Origin of the sequence: Sphingobacterium sp. B29 (assembly GCF_001952815.1) — a bacterium.
GTDB classification, from domain to species: Bacteria; Bacteroidota; Bacteroidia; order Sphingobacteriales; family Sphingobacteriaceae; genus Sphingobacterium; species Sphingobacterium siyangense.
In genome coordinates this window covers 5699694-5719344 of sequence record NZ_CP019158.1, presented here as the reverse complement: position 1 = coordinate 5719344, position 19651 = coordinate 5699694, and the positions used below count along the sequence as shown (strand labels likewise).

At 38.2% G+C, this 19651-nt stretch carries 19 protein-coding genes and 2 tRNA genes; 14 read left to right on the top strand and 7 right to left on the bottom strand.

Going from position 1 to position 19651, the window contains the following annotated elements; translation table 11 throughout:
- The first annotated feature begins 7 nt into the window (after positions 1-7).
- The 3 genes from atpH (at position 8) to atpG (ending at position 3156) form a co-directional block, all read left to right on the top strand.
- Positions 8-550, top strand: coding sequence for an ATP synthase F1 subunit delta (gene atpH / locus BV902_RS24600; protein WP_075994169.1), 543 nt, complete (start codon positions 8-10; stop codon positions 548-550).
- Positions 551-604: 54 nt separating this feature from the next.
- Positions 605-2179: a F0F1 ATP synthase subunit alpha gene (gene atpA, locus BV902_RS24595; protein WP_075994168.1), complete on the top strand. Its 1575-nt coding sequence runs from the start codon at positions 605-607 to the stop codon at positions 2177-2179.
- 77 nt (positions 2180-2256) lie between these two features.
- Entirely contained in the window at positions 2257-3156 is a 900-nt protein-coding gene (gene atpG / locus BV902_RS24590; protein ID WP_075994167.1) for an ATP synthase F1 subunit gamma, read from the top strand.
- A 73-nt stretch (positions 3157-3229) separates the two neighbouring features.
- Here the strand turns inward: atpG and BV902_RS24585 are convergent, their stop codons facing one another.
- Positions 3230-4276 carry a 3-oxoacyl-ACP synthase III family protein gene (locus BV902_RS24585; RefSeq protein ID WP_075994166.1) on the bottom strand — a complete coding sequence of 349 codons (1047 nt, stop codon included), beginning with the start codon at positions 4274-4276 and terminating at the stop codon, positions 3230-3232.
- A 78-nt stretch (positions 4277-4354) separates the two neighbouring features.
- Here BV902_RS24585 and BV902_RS24580 point away from each other — a divergent pair, with 78 nt between their 5' ends.
- The 3 genes from BV902_RS24580 (at position 4355) to BV902_RS24570 (ending at position 8054) form a co-directional block, all read left to right on the top strand.
- Positions 4355-4636, top strand: a complete 282-nt coding sequence (locus BV902_RS24580) for an ATP-dependent Clp protease adaptor ClpS (protein ID WP_046671971.1) — start codon at positions 4355-4357, stop codon at positions 4634-4636.
- A gap of 99 nt (positions 4637-4735) precedes the next feature.
- Positions 4736-7177, top strand: a complete 2442-nt coding sequence (locus tag BV902_RS24575; protein ID WP_075994165.1) for a TonB-dependent receptor domain-containing protein — start codon at positions 4736-4738, stop codon at positions 7175-7177.
- A gap of 67 nt (positions 7178-7244) precedes the next feature.
- Positions 7245-8054, top strand: a complete 810-nt coding sequence (locus tag BV902_RS24570; RefSeq protein WP_083663849.1) for a 3-keto-disaccharide hydrolase — start codon at positions 7245-7247, stop codon at positions 8052-8054.
- A gap of 32 nt (positions 8055-8086) precedes the next feature.
- On the opposite strand, the gene BV902_RS24565 is transcribed toward BV902_RS24570, so the two are convergent.
- The gene (locus BV902_RS24565; protein ID WP_075994164.1) at positions 8087-8791 is read right to left on the bottom strand and encodes a YjjG family noncanonical pyrimidine nucleotidase; all 705 of its coding nucleotides are present in this window, start codon (positions 8789-8791) and stop codon (positions 8087-8089) included.
- A gap of 211 nt (positions 8792-9002) precedes the next feature.
- On the opposite strand from BV902_RS24565, the gene BV902_RS24560 reads away from it, so the two are divergent.
- The 6 genes from BV902_RS24560 to BV902_RS24535 all read left to right on the top strand — a co-directional run bounded on the left by BV902_RS24560 (position 9003) and on the right by BV902_RS24535 (position 13809).
- Complete coding sequence (locus BV902_RS24560; RefSeq protein ID WP_075994163.1) at positions 9003-9878, top strand: sensor histidine kinase; 876 nt, start codon at positions 9003-9005, stop codon at positions 9876-9878.
- Entirely contained in the window at positions 9868-10575 is a 708-nt protein-coding gene (locus BV902_RS24555) for a response regulator transcription factor (RefSeq protein ID WP_070563139.1), read from the top strand. Before BV902_RS24560 ends, BV902_RS24555 begins: the two co-directional genes overlap by 11 nt.
- A 10-nt stretch (positions 10576-10585) precedes the next feature.
- A complete protein-coding gene (locus BV902_RS24550; protein ID WP_231585185.1) occupies positions 10586-11104 on the top strand; it encodes a hypothetical protein in 519 nt (172 codons plus the stop codon).
- The gene (hemE, locus tag BV902_RS24545; RefSeq protein WP_075994162.1) at positions 11104-12141 is read left to right on the top strand and encodes a uroporphyrinogen decarboxylase; all 1038 of its coding nucleotides are present in this window, start codon (positions 11104-11106) and stop codon (positions 12139-12141) included. The genes BV902_RS24550 and hemE overlap by 1 nt, the downstream gene beginning before the upstream one ends.
- Positions 12142-12282: 141 nt before the next feature.
- On the top strand, positions 12283-12852 hold the full coding sequence (locus BV902_RS24540; protein WP_312352403.1) for a CopD family protein: 570 nt from the start codon (positions 12283-12285) through the stop codon (positions 12850-12852).
- A 75-nt stretch (positions 12853-12927) separates the two neighbouring features.
- Complete coding sequence (locus BV902_RS24535; protein WP_083663759.1) at positions 12928-13809, top strand: DUF4476 domain-containing protein; 882 nt, start codon at positions 12928-12930, stop codon at positions 13807-13809.
- Positions 13810-13830: 21 nt separating this feature from the next.
- Here the strand turns inward: BV902_RS24535 and BV902_RS24530 are convergent, their stop codons facing one another.
- The 5 genes from BV902_RS24530 to BV902_RS24510 form a co-directional block, all read right to left on the bottom strand.
- Positions 13831-15264: an NAD-dependent succinate-semialdehyde dehydrogenase gene (locus tag BV902_RS24530; RefSeq protein ID WP_075994160.1), complete on the bottom strand. Its 1434-nt coding sequence runs from the start codon at positions 15262-15264 to the stop codon at positions 13831-13833.
- A 77-nt stretch (positions 15265-15341) separates the two neighbouring features.
- The gene (locus BV902_RS28800; RefSeq protein ID WP_075994159.1) at positions 15342-15737 is read right to left on the bottom strand and encodes a thiol-disulfide oxidoreductase DCC family protein; all 396 of its coding nucleotides are present in this window, start codon (positions 15735-15737) and stop codon (positions 15342-15344) included.
- 141 nt (positions 15738-15878) lie between these two features.
- Positions 15879-17093: a bifunctional 3,4-dihydroxy-2-butanone-4-phosphate synthase/GTP cyclohydrolase II gene (locus BV902_RS24520; protein ID WP_075994158.1), complete on the bottom strand. Its 1215-nt coding sequence runs from the start codon at positions 17091-17093 to the stop codon at positions 15879-15881.
- Positions 17094-17164: 71 nt separating this feature from the next.
- On the bottom strand, positions 17165-18649 hold the full coding sequence (locus tag BV902_RS24515; RefSeq protein ID WP_075994157.1) for an LptF/LptG family permease: 1485 nt from the start codon (positions 18647-18649) through the stop codon (positions 17165-17167).
- Between the two features lie 102 nt (positions 18650-18751).
- Positions 18752-19129, bottom strand: coding sequence for an START-like domain-containing protein (locus BV902_RS24510; protein WP_046671984.1), 378 nt, complete (start codon positions 19127-19129; stop codon positions 18752-18754).
- 65 nt (positions 19130-19194) lie between these two features.
- Between BV902_RS24510 and BV902_RS24505 the strand changes: the two genes are divergently transcribed.
- A tRNA-Met gene (locus BV902_RS24505) sits at positions 19195-19268 on the top strand.
- Between the two features lie 293 nt (positions 19269-19561).
- Positions 19562-19638, top strand: a tRNA-Met gene (locus BV902_RS24500).
- Positions 19639-19651 lie beyond the last annotated feature (13 nt).

Genomic DNA, 19651 nt, shown 5'->3' with positions numbered 1-19651 from the left:
TAGAATTATGTCAGTATTTAAAGTAGCATCAAGATACGCTAAGTCATTAATCGATTTGGCTAGCGAGCAAGGCTCACTGGAAACAATCAAGGCGGATATGGATTCATTCATTGCTGTTTTGAAATCCAGTACAGAATTGCAAGCGGTTTTTGCCAATCCTATTGTTCCTTTGGACAAGAAGAAAAACATATTGGATGCGCTATTTAAAGATAAGATCAATCCAAATATCTTGGCATTCTTTAAGATCATGATCAATAAAGGTCGTGGCGAGATTGTTTATGCCACTGCTCAAGAATTTATTCGTGAGTACAACGAGGTAAAAGGAATTGTGAAAGCTACAGTTACATCTGCAGCGCCGCTTTCTGAAGCTAATTTGGCAGCGATGAAAGATGTACTTGCGAAAGAAACCAACGCTCAAGTGATATTGATCAATAAAGTTGATCATAGTTTGATCGGTGGATTTGTAGTCAATATCGGCGATCGCCAAATTGATGCAAGTATTGCTGGTAAGTTGAATAAATTGGAAAGATATTTGAATCAGAATAATTAATTTATTCTGATACTTGAAGTAAAATAAATCAAAAAACCCCTTATAATAATTAAAATGATAGAGGTAAGACCAGATGAAGTTTCGGCAATTCTAAGAGAGCAATTGTCGGGCTTTAAATCAGAAGCCGAACTAGAGGAAGTGGGTACCGTACTTGCTGTGGGTGACGGTATTGCTCGTATTTACGGCTTAACTAAAGTTCAGTCCGGTGAGTTGGTTGAATTTGATAACGGATTACAAGGTATTGTATTAAACTTAGAAGAAGACAACGTTGGTGTTGTACTTTTAGGTCCTTCTGATGAGATCAAAGAAGGAGATACTATTAAACGTACTAACCGTATTGCATCCATCAAAGTTGGTGAAGGTTTGTTGGGACGTGTTGTAAATACTTTAGGTCAACCAATCGATGGTAAAGGACCTATTCAAGGTGATTTGTATGAAATGCCTATCGAGCGTAAAGCTCCAGGTGTTATCTACCGTCAACCGGTAACTGAACCATTACAAACAGGTATCAAAGCGATCGATGCGATGATTCCAGTTGGTCGTGGTCAACGTGAGTTGGTTATTGGTGACCGTCAAACAGGTAAAACAGCTGTTTGTATCGATACAATCTTGAATCAAAAAGAATTCTATGATGCAGGAGAACCTGTATTTTGTATCTACGTTGCCGTAGGTCAAAAGAATTCTACAGTTGCGAATATCGTGCGTACATTGGAGGAAAGAGGTGCTATGGCTTATACAGTAGTTGTTGCTGCATCTGCTGCTGATCCTGCTCCACTTCAGTTCTATGCGCCAATGGCAGGTGCTGCTATCGGAGAGTTTTTCCGTGATACAGGCCGTCCAGCATTGATCGTTTATGATGATTTGTCTAAACAAGCGGTAGCTTACCGTGAGGTTTCATTATTGTTACGTCGTCCACCGGGCCGCGAAGCATACCCAGGTGACGTATTTTATCTACACAGCCGTTTGTTGGAGCGTGCAGCGAAAATCAACTCTTCAGATGATATCGCACGCAACATGAATGATCTACCTGAGTCGATCAAACACTTGGTGAAAGGTGGTGGTTCATTAACTGCGCTTCCTATCATCGAAACTCAAGCTGGTGACGTTTCAGCGTATATCCCAACCAACGTAATTTCAATTACAGATGGTCAGATCTTCTTGGAGTCTAACTTGTTTAACGCAGGTATCCGTCCAGCGATCAACGTAGGTATCTCTGTATCTCGTGTAGGTGGTAATGCGCAGATCAAACCGATGAAAAAGGTATCCGGTACATTAAAGTTGGATCAAGCTCAGTACCGTGAATTGGAAGCTTTTGCGAAATTCGGTTCTGATCTAGATGCTGCTACTAAATCTGTCTTGGATAAAGGTGTTCGTAACGTTGAGATCTTGAAACAAGGTCAATACTCTCCGGTTTCTGTTGAGAAGCAAGTGGCGATCATTTATATCGGAACTAAAGGTTTATTGCGTAATGTTCCTGTAAATAAAGTGAGAGAATTTGAAGAAGAATTCTTGACTCAATTGGAACAACGTCATCCAGAAGTATTGTCAGCTTTTAAAGCGAATAAGTTCTCCGATGAATTAACTGCAGTATTAGAAACAGTAGCTAAGGATTTAGCATCAAAATATTAATAGTAATGAGTATTTGGTATTGAGTCTATCGACAAGGCTCGATACTCAATACTAGGTACTTAATACTTAAAACAAATATGGCAAATTTAAAAGAAGTAAGAAACCGGATTACCTCGGTATCATCAACACAGCAGATCACGAAAGCTATGAAAATGGTTTCGGCTGCTAAATTGAAGCGCGCTACTAACGCTATCTTACAATTGCGCCCATATGCGAATAAACTAAGAGATATTTTGGCGGATGTTTCTGCGAGTGTTGAGGGAAATAACTCTCCTTTTACAGTAGACCGCGAGCCAAATAAGGTGTTGATCGTTGTTGTTTCTTCTAACAGAGGTTTGGCTGGAGCATTCAACGCAAATGTTATCAAAGCGACTAATAACTTGATCTTTAACAAATATGCCGAGCAACATGCAAAGGGTAATTTGAGTATCATTGGTATTGGTAAAAAGGGTTATGACTTCTACTCGAAACGTAACTTCAATATGGTAGCTAATCACTCTGATTTGTTTTCTGATTTAAATTTTGGTTCTGTATCTGTGGTGACTGAATTTATCATGGAACAATTCAAAGAAGGTAATTTTGATCGTGTTGAAGTGATCTATAATCAGTTCAAAAATGCAGCAGTTCAAGAGTTGACTGCAGAGCAGATTTTACCATTATTACCTGCGGAGGAAAACAAACAACATACGCATAAAGCAAAAATAGAAGCTGAGGTGGATTATATCATCGAGCCTTCCAAAGAGAAGATTATCGAGGAGTTGATTCCTAAAGCAATCAAGATTCAATTATACAAAGCTGTTTTAGATTCGAATGCCTCTGAACATGGAGCACGTATGACGGCAATGGATAAAGCTACAGAGAATGCTGGTGACTTAATCAAATCACTTAAGCTATCTTACAACCAGGCACGTCAAGCTGCAATTACAACAGAATTGACGGAGATCGTATCTGGTGCAGCAGCATTATCAAACGGATAATTTTTTTATTCGGAAATATATAGAAAAAGGGCTAATCACACATGATCAGCCCTTTTTCTATATACGCTATTATCTACCATCGAATTAAGGCTGAACCCCACGTAAATCCTGCTCCAAAAGCTGCCAAACATACGAGATCACCGTCTTTAATCTTTCCTTCTTCCCAAGCCTCGCATAGTGCTATCGGTACAGAAGCCGCAGTGGTATTCCCATATTTCTGAATATTGTTGAATACCTGATCTTCCCTTAATCCAAGAGTTTTCTGTACAAATTGCGAAATGCGAAGATTGGCCTGGTGTGGAATCAATAAATCGATATCACTGGTTTTTAAATTATTTTTTGCCAGCGCTTCATGAATGACCTCAGGAAATTTGACAACAGCTTTTTTGAAGACGGCCTGGCCATCCATATTTGGAAACGCAGTTCCATCTTCGAGCATCTCTTTGGTCATTAATAATCCGCCCAATTCCTGATCCGGCCAATTGGGCATTTTATCTAACCAAATTCCACTGGAAGCTCCGGGGTAATACATCGCTAGCTTTTCGGCTTCGGCTCCATCTGAATGTAAGTGCGTGCTCAGGATTCCTTTGCCATTTTCGGTTGTAGGCTGCACAACTACTGCTCCGGCACCATCTCCGAAAATCACGGAAACGGCTCGTCCTCTCGTAGAAAAGTCAAGCGCAAAAGAGTGTTTCTCCGAACCAACCACTAGCACATTTTTGTACATCCCTGTTTTGACAAATTGATCGGCAATAGAAAACGCATATATAAAACCAGAACATTGGTTTCTAATATCCAGTGCCCCGATCTCCTTCATCTTCATTTCCCGTTGCAGTAGAACGGCGCAGCCCGGGAAATAATAATCTGGCGATAAGGTGGCAAAGATGATGAAGTCGACATCTTCAGGTGTAATATGGGCTCGTTCGATGGCAATTTTAGCTGCTTCGACCCCCATAGTGGTGGTGGTTTCGCCTATTCGGTCTGCATATCTACGTTCTTTAATGCCAGTTCGTTCTTGAATCCATTCGTCACTGGTATCCATAAAGCGTGTTAGGTCATTATTGGTATATACGTTTTTTGGGACGTAATAGCCAATTCCTGCAATTTTTGACTGTAACATAATAAATTCCTCTAATTGATTGTATTCTTCCCTTTTATATTATCGTTAATTTAGAAAAAAATATTCTATTTTTGCAGCATGGGTACCCAAACTGCTGAAGAAACCTTTACGTTAGAAGAGATATTAGCCTCTGTGAAAGAGTCTAATCGCCTCATTTTGTGGAATGATGAAACCAATACGTTTGAACATGTGATTCATTGTCTCATCTATCATTTACAATATACCGAGAAGCAAGCTGAGAAGATTGCCTGGAAAGTACATACTGAGGGGAAATGTGCTGTACTGGAGGGTACTTATACGGAGATGGAGATCTATCGTAAAATTCTGAAAGCCGAGGGATTGACTGTTTCTGTGGAGTAATTTGCTATTCTTTTGTTACCGTAATAATATGGTTACGCTTCAATTTTGTCTGTAAGTTTTAGTTTTCTTTGCACTATAACTTATAAACTAAGCTGAAGCATGTTTTTTTACGCTAAATCGTTTAAATCTTTCTTATTTGTATTCTTTTTACCTGTTGTTCTTTTTGCTCAAACAGGCCAAATCAAAGCTATTTTAGTCGATAGCGAAACTTCTAAACCTATTTCATCGGCTAGTGTCGCGCTCTTGGACGCCCATAGTAACGTCTTTGTTAAGGGGGGACAGTCTGTATCCCAAGGATTCCTTTTGTTGTCTGATATTAAACCTGGTAAATATAATGTCCGTATTACTTATGTTGGCTACGAGACACAAACCATTGATAGTATAGAGGTCTTAGGAAGTAAAAGCAAGGACTTAGGTCGAATTGCTTTGAAATCTACAGGTAATATGTTGAACGAAGTTGTTATTGAAGGAAGAGCTCCAGCCATGCAAATTGGTATAGACCGTAAAACCTTCAATGTAGGTGAGAGTTTGGTCAGCGCGGGTGGAACAGCGACCGATGTGCTTGCGAATGTCCCCACTTTGCAAGTTGATCAGGATGGATCGGTCAGTTTGCGTGGATCAAGTAGTGTGAAGATTTTAATCGACGGACGGGAGTCTGCCTTAGCAGGAAATGATGTAACTTCTTTGCTTCAGAGTCTACCTGCCAATTCAATTGAAAAAGTTGAAGTCATCACAAATCCATCCTCTAAATATGATGCAGAGGGCCAAACTGGGATTATCAATATCGTTTTAAAGAAAAATATTCGAACAGGGCTGAACGGATCGATAAATACATCCGCTGGTTCTTATGATAATTATATGGCTGGTATAACATTGAATTATCGTGATCGGAAATTCAATTACTTCGGATCCTATAACTTCAATAAACGAAACATGTTGGGAAGTGGGAAAACGGACAACAGGTTTTTTGGGGATAGCACGCGTAATTATAGCGAATCCGAATCGTCAAGAAAGGGCAATAGCCATACGGTAAAAGCTGGGTTTGATTATAATATGTCAGACCGTACTTCATTGAGTTTTTCGGGTAATTTAAGTATACGTGATAACAAGCGAATAGAAGACTTGAATTACGAGTTCTTTAAGCAATCGCAGATGACAGGAACGAGTGTTCGAAATTCAACACAATTTGAAGATGATCTTGGTTATGAATTAAACGCCGATTTTAGACATCAATTTAAGCGAGAAGGAGAGGAGTTGACGGGGAATGCAAGTTATGGGAGAGATAAGGAAGATGGTACAAATGATTTTTCTCAAAATTACACCGATGGGCGGAAGGCCACCTCACGGAAGAATGTTACGTCTGAGGATGGTAAGAATATCAATCTTCAATTGGATTATGTTTTACCTTTCTCCGAGGTAAGCAAATTCGAGGCAGGCTACAGGTCTCAAATCAGAAAGTCATTTGATACACAATTTTCCAGATCACTCGATTCTTTAGGTAATTATGTGCCGGATTATAGAATCAGCAACGATTTTGATTTTACGAGTACTGTCCATGCGATTTATGCGAATTATCAAAATAAATTAACAGATAAAATTGGCTATCAAATCGGACTCCGGGGAGAGCAATTTGAACTCAAGTCCACCTATTTCTCCAAGGATCCAGCTGCAGTGGAAACGGAATCCAATGCTAAACAGAAATTTTTCAGGTTATATCCAACACTGTTTTTAACCTACGATGTTGGTGAAAATGGGGATAAAGTTCAATTTAGCTACTCGCGCCGTGTTCAACGGGCTCGTGGTTGGCAAGTTAACCCATTTTTAAACGTATCCGATGATTTGAATTATCGTCAGGGAAATCCGAATCTGAAACCGGAAGATGTACACAGTTTGGAAATGAGCTTTGCCAAAACCTTTGGTAAAGTAAACCTCATATCTTCTGCCTATTTCAATCACGCAAGTGAGGTTATTCAGCCATTTGTTTACAAGATAGAGGATGGAAGAACATACAGTAGATGGGAGAATATGACCAGTCGTAATCTTTCGGGTTTTGAGTTTATTTCAAAAGTCAACGCAACGAAGGATTTTGACTTTACATTTAATCTCAATTTGATCCACATTCAGTATAATGCAAACCCGGACTACGATATTAAAGAACGAAAGGATTTCGCTTATAATGCTAATCTGACCGCTAATTATCGTTTTACATCAACGTTTTCTGCTCAAATGAGAGGCGAGTATAATTCTTCGCGTGTAATGGCTCAGGGGCAGATGAATGCCATGAAAGGTATGGATCTAGCCTTAAAAAAAGATGTGTTCAAGAAGAAAGCTTCAATTATGTTGAATGTGAGAGATGTATTTAATTCGCGAAAAATGAATGGTGTGACGGAGACTGCTCAACTTATATCAGATTTTGAGCACCGTTGGATGAAGAGGATGGTAACCTTATCACTTTCCTATCGGTTTGGTAGCCAAGATTTAAACAAATCAAAGAAAAAAGTGTCGAATACAAATGAAATGGGTGGCGGAGAGGAATATTAAAAAATATTCCTCTTTATACACTCAAATGCTTAAATTTAATTTTAAAACAAACCTAAAACTAAAAAGAATGAAGTTATTAAAAACAGTTCTTGCGGTATCGGTGATTGCTTTTTCAGCACATCTTAATACTGCCGTAGCGCAAGCAAAAAAAGAGGTTCCTGCTTACAAAATCTTAGATTTACCCCGTGTAGATATCAAGAAATTTAAAAAGAATAAAGCTGGGGCCTATGTTATTTTTGATGGTACTTCCATGGAAGGCTGGAGAGGATATGATAAGACAGTAGTCCCAAAAAGATGGGTAATTAATGAGGGAGCAATCAAATTTGATAGTCAAGCCAATGTTGGTAAAGAAGAAGGTGGTGACTTGGTCTTTGCTCATGATTTCAAGAATTTCGAATTGGAGATGGAATGGAAAGTTGCTAAAGGAGCAAATTCAGGTATCTTCTTTTTAGCGAAGGAAGTGGAAGGACAACCGATTTATATCTCGTCTCCAGAATGTCAGGTTTTGGACAATGAGAACCATCCTGATGCTAAAATGGGTGTAGATGGAAACCGTAAATCGACATCATTGTACGATATGATCCCTGCTAAGCCTCAGAATGGTAAACCGTATGGCGAGTGGAATAAAGTTAAGATCAGAGTAAACAATGGCAAGGTAGAGCATTTTCAAAATGGTGTAAAGGTTGTTGAATATACATTATGGGATAAGTCCTGGATTGATTTATTGCAAAAAAGTAAATTCAGTGAAGAAAAATGGCCTTTGGCTTTTGAATTGTTGAGCCATGTTGGTGGCGATAGCAAATCAGGGCTTATCGGTCTTCAGGATCATGGAAATGATGTATGGTTTAAGAATATTACCGTTAAGGTTCTAAAATAGAAAAAGCAGCTTAAAGCTGCTTTTTCTATTTTCTATAGTATCGATTGTAATTCTTTTAAGTCGATAATCATATGTGATACATCGTCTGGTTTTTCAATAACATTTGGGTTAAAGAAAATAGCGTCCATGCCTACATTTACGGCTCCACGGATGTCGGCGTCAAGGTTATCTCCGATCATCAGTGATTGCTGGGCCTGCGCTTGAGCAGTCGTCATAGCAAACTCAAATATTCGGGGATCCGGTTTATTCACACCGATGACTTCTGAAATAAAAATATGTTTGAAGTATTTGTTCAGGTTGCTCTTTTCCAGCTTGGTCTCACAGGCCTCTTTAAAACCATTAGATATCAGGTGAAGATTGTATCTGTCACCCAAATAAGCCAAGGTTTCATGTGCATGGGGAAACAAGTTTGTTTTTTTTGGACAGATAGCGAGATACTCCAGTTCGAATTCTTCAGGAAACAACTCTGGATCCACACCTAGCTCGGTAAAGGTATCTGCAAAGCGAGCTTTCCTGAGTTCTGGTTTTGAAATCTTTCCGTGATGATAGAGTCCCCAAAGTCGATGATTGTTAACTGTATAAGTTTCTATAAAACGAGTGGATGACTCTTGATTAAACAAGTGATCAAACTTGTATTTAAAATATAGCTCGTGCAGACTTTCTTCGGCATTTTTATCAAAATCCCATATGGTATGATCTAGGTCGAAGAAAATGTCTTTTTTCTCGTGATTAAACATATGCAAAATTAAAACAAATTAACCTGAAATTCCAAGTCAGCTAGGTTATCTAGTGATGGAATTAAAGGTCACTTTTATCGATATCGGGTCTGCGATGGTTTATATGACTGTTTGGTGATTTTAGTCTTATTGCGAATCGGTTAATTTTCTTCTTTGTGTCATAATCCTTCGGATATTTCCGAATACATGGGTGAATACCTATTTTTGTCACATGAAGAAAGCGCTGTTACTCTTTTATTTTCTATTGTTCTATGCGGTTATGCAACTGATATGGTGGGGGGTGATGTTTATCCGTTTTGATCCGAGTAAAAAGAACATGATCATAGGAGAGGGAATATTCTTCTTGATTATTTTCTTGTGGGGTGCATGGCGGTTGAAGCGGCTGGTTGAGAGGGAGCAGAAACTGCTTCAACAACAGCAGAACTTTCTTTTGGCTATTACGCATGAACTTAAATCGCCATTGGCTTCTGTCAAATTGTATATTCAAACTATTTTGAGACGTGATCTTGACAAAGAGCAACAACAAACGTTCTTGAGAAACTCGCTGAAGGATATCGAGCGTTTGGATGATCTGGTGGAAAATGTATTGATGACAACTAAGTTGGACAGCCGAAATTACAGTATGCCGAAGGAGGATTTTAATTTTACGGCTTTGGTAGAACAGGTTGTAGATAGGCTTCAAAAGAATTCCTGTAGTTCACAAGTCTTAAAACCTTATTTGGAAGCGGATATCATTATTCATGCAGATAAGTTTGCGATTAGTAATGTGGTTACTAATCTGATAGAAAATGCAATTAAGTATTCGCCGGCATGTGCCATGGTGGATGTGAAATTATATACGGAGAATAATAAAATAATTTTTTCTGTTGCTGACCATGGTATTGGTATCAGTGATGAAGAGAAAAAACTTATCTTTAATAAGTTTTATCGCGTGGGAAGTGAGGCAACACGAAAAACCAAAGGCACAGGTTTGGGGTTATATATCGTGAAAACCGTATTGCAGAAGCACGACGCGATCATAAAAGTTAAAGATAACACTCCTAAAGGGAGTATTTTTGAAGTAACATTTGAAAGAAATGCAAAGTAAACAAAGAATATTACTTGTCGAAGATGAAGAGCACTTGTTAGAAGCTATCAAGTTGAATCTCGAAATGGAAGGCTACCGTGTTACTACGGCTACTGATGGGAAAAAAGCACTAAAAGTCTTCAAGGAGGAACGTTTCAACTTGGTGGTTTTGGATGTGATGATTCCCGAAATTGATGGATTCCAAGTGGCTGAAACTATTCGACTGCAAAACACTGAGGTTCCTATCATGTTTTTAACTGCGAAAAATAGCAGTGAGGATCGAATTACGGGCCTTAAGAAAGGGGCGGATGATTATCTGGTAAAACCTTTCAACTTAGAAGAATTGATCCTTCGTGTTGGAAATTTGGTGCGTCGTGGCATGAAACCAGACGATTTGAAAGAACTAAATTCTTATCAAATTGGTGATAAAACGATCTATTTTAATTCGTATGAGCTACATCATGCAGATGGCACGATCACTTCGTTGACAAAGAAGGAAACCATGCTGTTGAAACTGTTGATTGAACGACGTAATGAGGCCGTATCCCGGGAACAAATATTGGAGACCGTATGGAATTACGATGTTTACCCATCTACACGTACCATCGACAATTTTATCTTAACCTTCCGAAAATATTTCGAACCAGATCAAAAGCATCCGATTTATTTCCATTCTATCAGAGGTGTTGGTTATAAGTTTACCGACAATAACGCATAGGTAGAAAGAGATGATGACAATCAGGGCTAGAATAGCCGTTATTTTTATTGCTGCATTATTTTTGGGCTATGGCTTATACCAAGGGCATTATCAAACTGCTGTGCTGATAGCAGGTGGAATAGGTTACTTGATTTGGAGTCATTTTAGAGAAGGGTCCGTTTTTTTGGCAACGCAGGCTTTTCATAGGCAAGATTATGAAAAGACAAAAAATTTGCTAGCTGAGATCAAGAATCCGGACGCACTTCGTAAAGGCAGACGCAATTTCTATGAATTTATGATGGGAAATATTGCGCTTAAAGAGGAACGTGTCGATGAGGCCGAATATCATTTTCAGCTAGCTTCACGTCTGCCTTGGAAAAAAGATAATGAAAAGGGTATGGTTATGATTAATCTGGCAAATATAGCGCTACGAAAGTTGGATTATGAAAGAGCGAGAGCTTATACAGATGTTGCCAATAAGTTACATCTGACGGCTAGACAGAACAGCATTATTACAAAAATAGAAAACGAAATTTCAAAACATTTATAGTGAGTACTACTTTACAAAACGACTTATTGATTAAAGCTGCATTTTCGCAGCAAACGGAAAGACCTCCTGTGTGGATGATGCGTCAAGCTGGACGCTTTATGAAGGAATATTGGGATATCAAGAATAAATATTCCTTTTTGGAGATGTGCAAAACACCAGAAATTGCTGCGGATGTCACTATGCTTCCGGTAGATTTGTTAGGCATTGATGCAGCTATTTTATTTTCTGATATTTTAGTTACAGCTGAAGCCATGGGAGGGGATCTGTCCTTTGAACAAGGTGTAGGGCCTCGTTTTTCTAATCCTGTTCGTTCTGTAAAGGATGCTGAAGCTTTGTCTACCAACTGTTTGGATAAGTTACAGTATGTTGCTGATGCAATCAAGGTCATTCAACAACGTCTTGACAGCCGTATCCCTTTGATTGGTTTTGCGGGAGCACCATTTACAATTTTAAGTTATTTGGTTGAAGGCGGATCTTCAAAAGATTTTAAGTTAACGAAGTTGATGTTGAATAATCAGCCTGAGTTGGCACATATGATCCTTCAAAAGATCGCAGATGTAACGGTTGAATATCTTAACATGCAGATCGCAGCTGGAGTAAATGCAATTCAATTATTTGATAGCTGGGCCCTGGCTTTATCATGGAATGATTACCGTGATTTTTCGCATTATTATAATAAGCAGATTATTGCTAAGCTGAACCGTAAGGATGTTCCAGTCATTTCCTTTTGTAAAGGATCTTCTGTTTTTGCACCAATGATGGTCGAAGCACAACCTGATGTTGTTTCTATCGATTGGAATGCGGATTTAAAAAATATTAAACAATCTCTGCCACAGGGTATTGCTGTTCAAGGGAATTTGGATCCATTCGTTTTGTATGCAGATAAACCTGTTATCAAAAAGAAGATTATCGAATTATTTGAGCGCATGAGAGGTGAAAATGGTTTTATCTTTAACTTGGGACATGGTATCATGCCAGATATTCCTTTTGATAATGTAAAATATGCCATTGAGGTTGTAAAGGAATTTAGCTATTAGTTTGCTATCTACTTCAAAAACAAAAACGACTTGCCTTTCGCAGGTCGTTTTTGTTTGTCTTATATTTAATCTATTTCTGTTGATATAGCACTTTTGTATATTGGATGTAAGATTTGCGCAATTGATATTTGGACGTATTGAATGCTATTAACTTTTCTTATTTTTGTAACTATGGTCTATTTATATGCAAAAGCAGTTCATATTATCTTTGTGATTTGTTGGATGTCAGGTCTGTTTTATATGCCTCGACTCTTTATATATCATACAGAAGCTAAGGACAAGAGTCAAGAAGCGTTTGATGTTTTGCATAAAGAATTCAGTAAGATGGAAAAATTACTGTGGTGGGTTATTACTACTCCTGCGATGTACATCACTGTCTTTTCTGCACTAGTTATGTTATGCTATTCCCCTGGTTTATTATCCATGGGGTGGATGCATGTAAAACTGACATTCGTTCTGGGAATGATTATCTATCATTTTACCTGCCAGAAGATTATGTTCAAATTGAGTCGTCAAGAATCCAAATTAACGTCAACAAATCTCCGTTTGTTTAATGAAGTAGCAACAGTTTTATTATTTGCGATTGTTTTTACTGTTGTCTTAAAATCGGCACTGAACTGGATATTTGGCGTTTTAGGGCTCTTAATTTTATCCATCGCTTTAATGATGGCCGTAAAACTTTATAAGAAGTACCGGAACAAGAAAGCATAACAAAATGTTAAATTCTTTGGTTTCTTAATCCTTTTTTATTCTGTGTAGTCGAAGGATTATAAATTTAATCGGATTATGTACAGGAAAATTTTGGTTATGGTCTTGTTGCTTATTGTCGCAACGGCTGGGTTTGCGCAGCGATACAGACCTTTTGGAGGAGCATTAAATATCTATTCTACAGATGTTCCATTTTTTCTTTATATCAACAACGTTTTGTATAATAATAGGGCTTCCACGGATATTAGGGTATCCAATTTGACGAGTCGTCGTTATGATCTGCGTATTGTATTTGCTGACAGACAGCAACGCACATTGAATGGCAGTGGTGTGCAACTTGTCAATAGAAATGGACAGTATATGAATGTGGTATTTTCTGTCAGTAGCAGAGGCGGAAATAGGGGGATTATCCTGGAATCCATGAATCCTGTTGATCGGTATAAAAACGGTAATTATCGTGAGGATTTACCGTATAATAATCGGGATGGATATAGTAATGAGCAAGGTAATGAGCGATACAGACAATCGGAAGATCGTGATGATTTGCCAAACAATAATCGTGGGGGATATAATAATGATCAATATAGGCAGTCAGAAGACGCTAAGGTTTATCGTAACGGTGTAGCGAATCAAGGAGGATATGCTGAAAATGAAGATAATGATCTGTCTGATGCCGGAGTAATGAATAAGACGAATTCCAATCGATTGAACGATCTATTAAATCAGAAGGAAAACGATCAGGATAGACTTGCTGTAGCTGCTCAGGAATTAAAAAGTATGCGCCTAAGTGTTGGTGAAATTGTTGATTTAATGGAACTTTTTATACGAGATGATAATAAACTGGCCTTTGCCAAATATGCTTATCCAACCTGTGTGGATAAACAGAATTATGAGAAAGTAGGGGAGGCCTTATCGTTCAGTTCAACAAGGGAAAAGCTAGTGGATTTTTTGAAAAAATAAAAGGAGCATTTTGCTCCTTTTTTATTCACCGCCAAAGCAGATATATTTTAATTCCATATATTCATCCAAACCGTATTTAGATCCTTCACGACCTACACCAGATTGTTTTACTCCACCAAAAGGAGCTGCTGCATTTGAAATAAGGCCTGTATTGACACCTACCATGCCAGCCTCTAGCTGTTCAGCAACACGAAAACAGCGATTTATATTTGTACTATAAAAATAGGAGGCTAGTCCAAATTCAGTCGTATTGGCCATTGCAATTCCCTCTTCTTCTGTTTTGAAACTGAAAAGGGCGCAAATCGGACCAAAAGTCTCCTCTCGGAATATAAGCGCTTCTTTCGGAACGTTGGTCAGCACAGTTGGCTGGAAAAATAGATCTTTGATAACCTTTCCTCCAGTAGCCAATTCGGCACCATGATTTAATGCATCTTGTACATGATGCTGTACTTTCTCTAGCCCTTTTGCATTGATTAAGGGGCCTACCTGGACGCCTTTGTCAAGTCCATTACCTACTTTCAATTTACTGACAGCATGGCTAAGTTTCATCGAAAATTCATCATAGACATCTTCTTGGATTAAAAACCTATTGATGGAAACGCAAGTTTGCCCTGAGTTTCTAAATTTTCCGGCAATGGCTCCTTCGACAGCAGCAGCAATATCCGCATCGTTAAAAACCAAAAAGGGAGCATTACCACCGAGCTCCATAGATACTTTTTTAATGTTAGAGGCTGATTGTTCTATGAGTGTTTTTCCGACTTCGGTAGAGCCTGTGAAAGATAGTTTTCTTATCAGGTCGTTTGTAGCTAGTTCTTTGCCGATACCAACACTATCTTTTCCTGTAATTACGTTAAAAACACCCTTCGGAATCCCTGCATCTTCAGCCAGTTTAGCCAATGCTATAGCAGAAAATGGGGTTTGGGAGGCCGGTTTTAGCACAACGGTACAACCAGCCACCAAAGCTGGAGCAACCTTTCGGGTGATCATCGCTAAAGGAAAATTCCAGGGTGTAATTGCGGCTACGACACCTACACCTTGCCTAATCGTTATCATTCTACTTCCTTTTTTATGGGTAGGTATGGTTTCACCATAGGCTCTTTTTCCTTCTTCTGAAAACCATTCTACGAAAGAACTACCGTAGTCAACCTCTACCCTCGATTCGCTTAGCGGTTTGCCGCTTTCTAGGGTCATGATTTCCGCAAGATCGTCTTTATAGTGTTGAATAAGATCGTACCATTTGCGGACGATGTTGCAACGTTCCAGTACCGTTGTGTTTTTCCAGCTTTTCCATGCCTTGTCAGCATCAATTATGGCTTTAGTACAGTCAACTACTTTTAAATCTGGCAACGAAGCAATAACTTTTCCTGTTGCAGGATTTACCACATCAAATGTGTGTTTTGACTTGATAAATTTCCCATTGATATAGGCACTGTCAATTAAAAGTGTATTTTTCATCGATGTAAATTTAATTGTCACAAGTATAATTAGAAGATTTCTGAACTAAACTTCACTTCAATAAGATTACTGTTTGTTCAAATGAATCTTTCTCGCTCAGATTTTGAAGGTATCGTACAAAATTCATTTTTTCCAAACCATCGATAGCGGTTTTTAGCAAAATAATCATAAAGCGCATCTCTCCACGAAAGTGGTAAAATCTTTAGTAAATAACATGTAATGTAAGGGAAGCCCAATTGCTTACAAATCTTTAAAATAGCTTCACTTTTGAGATAGGTACCAGCTGGAGATAGGAAGACGATGGAATCAGTATTTTTGGGAATATTTGTTAGCGCGGTCCGGGCAAATTCAGACTGCAAGGAACTAAATAAGAATTTCTTTCTGCGATCGATCCTTAATAATAGTTGAACAAAGTGATTACAGATCAAGCAATCACCATCGAAAAAGATGATATATCTCCCTTGTTGTTCCATATTATAAAGTTACTTCTATTTATTGAAAGTACTGCCATAACAAGATCATAAATGGAAGCGATTTTATCATCATTGGGGTTTAATTCTCTATGTTAAAAAAGGCGGTGTTTCCAATAGAAATACCGCCTTTTTACTTCCTTTTTATAGATTTTTCATGATTGTATGTCCCATACGATCTCTTTTAGTTTTTAAGTACTCTTCATTAAAGGGATTTGCCGTTATTTCAATAGGTACATTTTCTATGATTTCAAGACCATAACCTACTAGGCCAGCACGTTTTGTCGGATTATTTGACATAAGACGCATTTTTGTGACACCAAGATTTCTAAGAATCTGGGCTCCTACACCGTAGTCTCTTAAATCTGCCTTGAACCCTAATTGCACATTGGCGTCTACCGTATCCAAACCATTTTCTTGTAATTTGTAAGCATGTAGCTTATTGATCAGTCCAATACCGCGACCTTCTTGATTCATATAGACAATAACACCTTTACCTTCTTGCTGGATCATTTCCATTGCTTTGTGCAATTGAGGGCCACAGTCACAACGGCAAGAACCAAAAATATCACCCGTAACACAAGAGCTGTGCACCCGTACTAAAATAGGTTCATCTTCATTCCACTCGCCTTTGTAAAGCGCTAAATGTTGTTCGCCAGTGTCCTTTTGTGTAAAGGCTTTCATTTTAAAATCACCATATTGCGTTGGCATATTAACAGTGACTTCTTCATTGATTAAAGAGTCGTGCTTAAGACGGTATTCAATTAGATCTTCAATACTAACGATCTTTAAATCAAATTTTTTAGCAACTTCCATTAGTTCCGGAAGTCTGGCCATTTCACCATCTTCTTTTAGAATCTCAACCAATACACCCGCTGGTTCAAATCCTGCTAATCGAGCGAGGTCAACTGTAGCTTCAGTATGTCCTGTACGACGTAATACACCACCATCTTTCGCTATGAGTGGGAAAATATGTCCTGGTCTACCTAATTCTTCATAATGTATATTAGGATCGATCATTGCTTTAATTGTTTTCGAACGGTCCGATGCAGAAATACCGGTTGTACAACCATATCCCTGTAAGTCAATGGAAACTGTAAAGTTCGTTTCATACACCGCTGTATTCTGTCCCACCATTAAGTCAAGGTGTAATGCATCTGCTCTTTCTTTTGTAATTGGGGCACATACTAGTCCACGACCGTGAGTCGCCATAAAGTTGATGATTTCGGGAGTTGCATTGCGGGCAGCAGTGACAAAGTCTCCTTCATTTTCGCGATCTTCGTCATCCACGACGATTACTACTTTTCCTGCTTGTATATCAGCGATCGCTTCTTCGATCGTGTTTAATTTGAAATCCATTTATTGATATATTGTAATTGGTACAAAGTTAGTGTAGAATCTAAATTTATTTATAATAGCGTTGTCACAATCTAATGTGATTCTTTTAATTTGTTCTTTTTTGCAAGCTTTTCCTTAATCCACTTCCAAGCGGCTTCTACTTTTAATTTATATTGATCAATATCAAATAAGGCAGAATCAGTCGTCGACTTGTACGTTAGAAAAGCGGCTAATGGTGTTAAGACAATAATGGCCATCCACATGCCTACGCCTGATGATATAGCACCATCTTTCGCTGTTTTTTCTGCTACTGTAGAAATAATATGATAGATTAAAAAGAAAATGATAGCCATCACGACCGGAAGACCAAGTCCACCTTTTCTGATAATGGCTCCTAGTGGAGCTCCGATTGCAAATAGTAAAAGACAGGAGACAGCTAGGGTAAACTTGCGATGCCATTCAATACGATAGCGTATATCTTTCGATTTGTAATCTTTAAACTCAAGTGTACGTCCATTCAGATCTTCCTTTAAATAATTCAACTGGTTTAACGCATTCATGGTGATCTGTGCCCGTTGTTCTTGGGGAACAAGATCGGTAAGCAAATTTTTAAAAGGTTTGATCTTTGTTTCTTTGACCTTTGGCTGTCCAGGTTGATTCGCACTAAAATATTTCGAATAGATATTATATCGGGTGTCTAATGTACGGACGATCGCTTTTCCCATACTGTCTATCTTAATATGGTTGGAATCGATGTACATGTCTAACTGTTTCAGGTTTAACATGGCATGGTGGCTCTTGAAGAGATTTTCATCCGTTTTACCTTGTTGAAAACTTCCCATATCAAACTTTTGCTCTGTTTCCTTGAACTTAAATCGCGTAAATTGCTGACGTGGATCGTAGGTTTTGGAGTTTTTAGTCCGTGCTTCCTCATAGCGGATACCATCCTTAAGTTTTAGGATCATATAATTGTTGTCAGGAGAGTTATAGATATACCCTTCTTTCGCCATAAGTACATTATTAGCTGTGTTACCGCCACGATGATCATAAATCATCAAGTCATAGAGAATTGTTCCCGCTTTATTTTTTCCTTTAGCGCGGATCGAGTAACCTGGGATGGTGTTGTTAAAGATTCCGGGTTTGATGAGGAAATCTGCCTTTTTATTACGTACATCAGTAAGTAGCGTACCCATTTTTAGATTCACTACGGGGAGAATATAATCGGAGAACAGAAAAGAACTTGTTGCGAAAATTGCAACGAGTATAAATAGTGGGGTCATCGCTTTACGTAAAGATACGCCCGCAGCTTTGATCGCAACTAATTCATAGCTTTCACCCAGATTTCCGAAAGTCATAATGGAGGAAAGGAGCATGGATAAAGGCATTGCCATTTGGATTTGAACAACGCATTGATATCCAATTAGCTCCATGATCGTATACCATTCAAATCCTTTTCCAATCAAATCATCAATGTACTTGAATAGGAAAAGCATCAATAAGACAAACATCACAATAAAGAATGTGACAATAAATGGTTTTATGAAAGCTTGAAGAATAAGTAAATGAACCTTTTTCATCCGTGACGCAAAGCAAATTGATGCCTTTACATTAAGGCATCTTCCAACTAAGGAGCTCCAGCTGGAGCTCTTAGTGGAAATATATTGCAAAGATAGGCTTTTTTATGCACCTATAACACTTTGAAGATAGACTATTGAATTTTTCCAAATTAACTTTCTATTTTCAAGGTCTTCTTCTTTAGCGTAATCTGTTATTTTAAGAGCAACATCATTTGTTAGCTCGTCTTGATCGATCTCCAGATCGAAATAATAGGGATCATCATCGAGCCATTTAAAGCGTACAGATTTATTTTCTCTCGATGCTACAATTTTTGCTCGGTGAGGTTCATCATCCCAAATGAAAGTATAAACGGTGTCTTTATAGTTTACATCATCTGCAAACCATTGTGCCAATTCGTTTGGTTCTTGCAAATACGGAAATAAAATTCTAGGTGAAGAGTTGATGATATATTCTAGTTGGAATTTTATTTTATCTGCCATAAAAATGTTTTTTTAAATTTTAGTTTGTTTAAATCAAAAATAAGCTATATTTGCATTCCCAAAATGGCGGGGTAGCTCAGATGGTTAGAGCGTTGGATTCATAACCCAAAGGTCGGCAGTTCGATTCTGCTCCCCGCTACAAATCTCTTCCAAAATTGCTTTTTACTGCATCAACTTATTATTTGTAATAATACATATTTATTTTGTTATTGCAAGTTTTTTTGTAAAAAGTTGCCCCTGTTTTTTGATAAACATGTTGTTTTTAGGACTATCAATTTTTTCAACTACTGTTTCTATTTTTCAATGATAAATTTATTGAGTTAAAAATGAGTTTGTTGCGTTTAATGCGAGTTTTAAATAGGTCAGAATTGGTAAAAAAATAAAAAAATCTTTTGAATTGACATACGAAGTGGTATATTTGCATACCGAAACGGCGGGGTAGCTCAGATGGTTAGAGCGTTGGATTCATAACCCAAAGGTCGGCAGTTCGATTCTGCTCCCCGCTACCAAAAGCATCAGTCT